This is a genomic window from Microbacterium sp. GXF6406 (genome assembly GCF_054798215.1).
Window position 1 is genome coordinate 1 of record NZ_JBSJZH010000042.1, and the last position, 4,104, is coordinate 4,104.

A 4,104-nucleotide genomic window follows, 5' to 3' on the forward strand; every position below is an offset into this window, starting at 1 on the left:
GAACAGCCCGTCCTCGAACTCAGCGCCTAACCATCAACACCGAAGGACAGCGCTACACCACTACTCGGGACTTGACCCGGACTCGATCCCGTATCCGAGCTGCAACGCCACACGCTGCACCGTCCCGTGATCGGTCCCGAGCTCTGCACGCAACGTCCGCACCATCCGGACCGCAGCAGCTTTCTCCTCTGTCGAATACCGACGCGTCGTCGGCTTCCCTGATGTCTGCTCTTTCGGCATAACCCCATCCTCGTTTCCAAGGTCAGGAGTCTCCAACAAAACCAGAGCGCTTCAGTCAAATGTCGAAACTGATCGGCTACGCGCGAGTCTCAACGCGGCAACAGTCCACAGACCGTCAAGAAGTTGACCTACTGGCCGCGGGCGTCCGTCGTGACGACCTCTACGTTGATCACGGAGCATCTGGCGCTCGAGCATCGCGCCCCCGATTTGACCAAGCACTCGCTGCTCTTCAAGACGGCGACACTCTCGTCATCACCACTCTCGACCGCCTGGGAAGATCCACACAGAACATGCTCGCCCTGGCCGAGCTCCTACGGGATCGCGGCGCCGGCCTACGCGTCCTGAACCTCGGCGGCGGCGACGTCGATACGGCAACTCCGATCGGCTCCATGCTCTTCACCATCATGGCTGCCCTCGCCCAAATGGAACACGAAATCAAACGAGAACGCGTGCTCGACGTTGTGAGCAAACGCCGAGAGGCGGGCCTCCCCCTCGGCGGCCGGCCCCGCCGTGTCACCGATAGCCAGATCCGTAGCGCCCTTCACCTCGTGAAAAACGGGGATCCAGTCACACAGGTAGCTCGAGATCTTGGCATGTCCCGAGCCACCTTCTACCGACGAGCGCGAGAACTTGCCGACTGATCTATCTGTCACAACCGAAAGCGACATGCGCGATGAATCGGAACCCCCAGCCTGCGGCGTCGGTGCTCTCAGCGCGTCAAAAAACAGCCCGGGCATGCCCCTTCTCAGGAAGAGGGCATGCCCGGGCTGGGCAGGCGAGATCTCGTTAGCCCCCAGGCGGGCCCAGTAGTACGAGCTGCTCTTCAGACAAGAGCGAGTTGTGCTGCTTGAGCCAGCCCTCGGTATCGACGTACCACGCGCCCGTTTCGACGGCTGTGATCCACAGTTCAATTCGCTCAGTGACAGTAATCCACGGAATCGTGAAGATCCCTTCGCCCCACACAGTGCGCAACGTTGGCGAGTCAGGCGCATCAGGGTCGGTCGAGTCGATCAGGAACGGATCCTGCATGGTCGAGCAAAGCATGACGAGGTTCATTTCGTCGAACTCGATCTGCTCAAGCTCCGCCGCCGCATCGGCAGCTCCCTTCCCAGACCGAATCGCCCCGGGAAGGGGAGGAAAGCTGCCATAGGGCACAATCGTTGACGCCTGCGAGGTGCGCTGGCCGCTCGGGACCGACGTTCCACCACGCCACGCCCATACCGCACGAACGTCTTGCGAGAACCGGAACCCTGCTTCCGCTTCGATGGCGTCGAGCTCTTGCGGGGTGAGCCCGTCAGCGAAATCGTTCCGGAATCCAATGCGGTCAAGTTCAGCTTCGTAGCGCCGCAGCGCGTCGGTCACACTCGCAAACGTCATTGCTCAAAGTTGTTACATACGCGGAACGTCGGTACGGAGCCGGCTGCCGCTGGAATCGGGATCGCAAGGAAGTCCATGGCCTGGCGGTCGCGCACCTTGCAGGCGGTGACAAAGGCACCATAGTAGGTCCCCTGCGCCATGTTCTGCAGATCGTTGATGGGTTTCAGCGACACAGGTGGTGCCGCGAACTGACCGCCTTGCGCTGTCGCATTGAACGGGTACTCATCACACTGCTGATCCGAACCCTTTCCGATGCAACGCGGGTCGCTCGTGTACCAGTCTGTGCGATCCCGATTCTCGTAGTTCAGCGCTACCCATGCTGGGTTCGTGGCGAGGGCTTCGATGTCATGATCGGTCGCCTCAGGGACGTCGCGACCGCTGAGGAAGATCGGCTTGCTTACGCACTCGTTATACGGATCGGTTCCCAATCGCGCGGCCGCGACTTGCTTCAAACACTCGTCCACGGCGACGGAAACTTGTTCATCCGTCAGTCCAGCGTTTCGCAGCTTCACGGACGATACGATTGCGGTCTTCCGCCAGATCGGGCCCAGCGAATCCTGATGTGCAGGTGGCGGGGTCGGAATCTGCGTCTCCGGGGCGACCGTGTTTACCCACGGCGGCGTCGCAACAACTGTCACCCCGTTGTTGATGGAGATGAAGTCCCGAGAGATCGTTGCGATCACGGCCCGACCAGTCGGCGTCGAAGCCAGGGCGCGCAGAACACTGAGCGTCGTCGCACCCGGAGCATTCGCAGCCGCCATGCAAGCGACGGTGTGGTTTGGAAGACTCGACGTCGACCGCGGCCCCGGTACCGTCGCCGTTGCAGCACACACCTCCAACGCCGTCACCGAACCCGCAACCAGCGCGGCAGCCAATGCCGTCTCATCGATCCCCTGGGTGATGGAGCTAATGCGCACGCCCGCGGGCTGTGGCGCCTCAATTGGCTGAGGTGACGAAGCGCCCCGAACGTTCGCAGCGAGCCCATTGAACCGGCCCGTCGTGACGTAGCTGTATTCCGTCGAGCCGCGCGCGTCCCGAAGCGTCGCACGCCATTGCTTGCCCGTCCCCTCAACCCAGATGTCAACCGAGTCATTCGCTCCGGGCGTCCATCCCCATCCACGCAGGCCTGCCACCGTGACGTTCTTAAAGTTGTCGCCGTTCATCATCCCGTACGAACTCATGGCATTCACCAGGTTTCGCATACTGAGGGACGCAGCGGAGTCATAGATTGTCGATGCCTGCGCCGCCACCGGCGACACAAGCCCGACAGAGAGAGCAACCACGACACCCACCCCGACGGCAACTCTCCGCCACGCAGCGCCGAATCGTTTCAACTTCATCAAAAATCTCCTTGCGAGTAGAGGTCGTCGGAAGCGTGCCATCGATGTGCATATGACATATTCGACTCTGTGCAACAATCGGGACCGAGATCGCAGATTGACCACGCCGTTGCCCTCGACGGTTCGGTGGCCGTCGCCCCGCGACGAGCCTCGTCGACGGCGTTCCAGCATGTGCCGATCCAGGTTCTCCCAATAGGCGATCCTCAAACGGTCACTGTGCGAGACTCCTGAGGATGATCGGCACGAGTACGAGCGCGTCGCCAATCAGAACGATGAATGCAGCCACCGCAACCGCTTCTGGCAGAAGCACCCACTGTGCGCTCCTTGCGTGACCTGGGGTCCCGCACCTTCCCAACAGCGCCTTGGTTCGACGCTGGCAGCGAGAGAGCCCGTCCTTGTTCCATGCTCGGCATCGGGACAGTAGCCATCCCGCGACGGCGAGAGGGATCAGAAGCAGCACGATCGTGACCACGATGAATGCTGTGTTCACCGGAACGGCGTTGTTGCTCACCAGAGCTATCAGAATCACCAGGGCCAAAAGGTCGGCACCGGTAATGACTCCCCCAACCGTCGCCGGCCCGTTCTGCGCACTACGATCGCGTGACGACGTGTAGACCGATTTCGGTGCAGGGTGCCGTGGCGGTGTCTGCCACGCGGGCGTCGGTCTTGGGCTGCTGGTTGCGTATGGGCATACGGTGCCGGGCCGGTGGGTTCCGACACTGCACCTCGGTGTGTACTGACACATGTGGAGGTCTCCTGGATGTTCGAGGTCGCCCTACTCCTTGCTGCGGCCTTCATCGTACTATGCGCGGCAGGTACGACATTCGAATCATCAGGGTGTGGTGTTACGTGCGTCCGTCCTCGAACTCACGCGGTTCGCACGCGCCGCGCCAGATCCAGCAGCGCAGCACCTCACCACCGACTGAGCATTCGACGCCAACGGCGTTATCCGTCCATCGCTTGATCTGGACGGGAAGTTGTACGTCGGCGTCACCGAATTGCAGCCAAGCTACGCCATCGAGGATCATCCCGTCCGGAACGATCGTCATCGGTTGTGCGTGCAGGCGCAATGAATCGGCCTGACTTTCGTTCCTATCGGGAGCCTTGTCCGGCAGGGGCCGGGTGGGCTGATTCCAGGCCAGCGTAA

General features: G+C 61.5%; 4 protein-coding genes and 2 pseudogenes. 1 reads left to right on the top strand and 5 read right to left on the bottom strand.

The window, feature by feature from the left end; translation table 11 throughout:
* Positions 1–78: 78 nt before the first annotated feature.
* Positions 79–240 (bottom strand): annotated as a pseudogene (locus tag ACWAUG_RS13385) (IS3 family transposase); the annotation flags it as partial.
* Between the two features lie 59 nt (positions 241–299).
* Between ACWAUG_RS13385 and ACWAUG_RS13390 the strand changes: the two are divergent.
* Complete coding sequence (locus tag ACWAUG_RS13390) at positions 300–881, top strand: recombinase family protein (protein ID WP_298037270.1); 582 nt, start codon at positions 300–302, stop codon at positions 879–881.
* A gap of 145 nt (positions 882–1,026) precedes the next feature.
* On the opposite strand, the gene ACWAUG_RS13395 is transcribed toward ACWAUG_RS13390, so the two are convergent.
* The 4 genes and pseudogenes from ACWAUG_RS13395 to ACWAUG_RS13410 all read right to left on the bottom strand — a co-directional run.
* Positions 1,027–1,602: a hypothetical protein gene (locus ACWAUG_RS13395; protein WP_298037271.1), complete on the bottom strand. Its 576-nt coding sequence runs from the start codon at positions 1,600–1,602 to the stop codon at positions 1,027–1,029.
* 11 nt (positions 1,603–1,613) lie between these two features.
* Positions 1,614–2,957: a NucA/NucB deoxyribonuclease domain-containing protein gene (locus ACWAUG_RS13400; protein WP_298037273.1), complete on the bottom strand. Its 1,344-nt coding sequence runs from the start codon at positions 2,955–2,957 to the stop codon at positions 1,614–1,616.
* 211 nt (positions 2,958–3,168) lie between these two features.
* Positions 3,169–3,468 carry a hypothetical protein gene (locus ACWAUG_RS13405; RefSeq protein WP_298037276.1) on the bottom strand — a complete coding sequence of 100 codons (300 nt, stop codon included), beginning with the start codon at positions 3,466–3,468 and terminating at the stop codon, positions 3,169–3,171.
* Positions 3,469–3,802: 334 nt separating this feature from the next.
* A pseudogene (locus ACWAUG_RS13410) lies at positions 3,803–4,104 on the bottom strand (hypothetical protein); the annotation flags it as partial.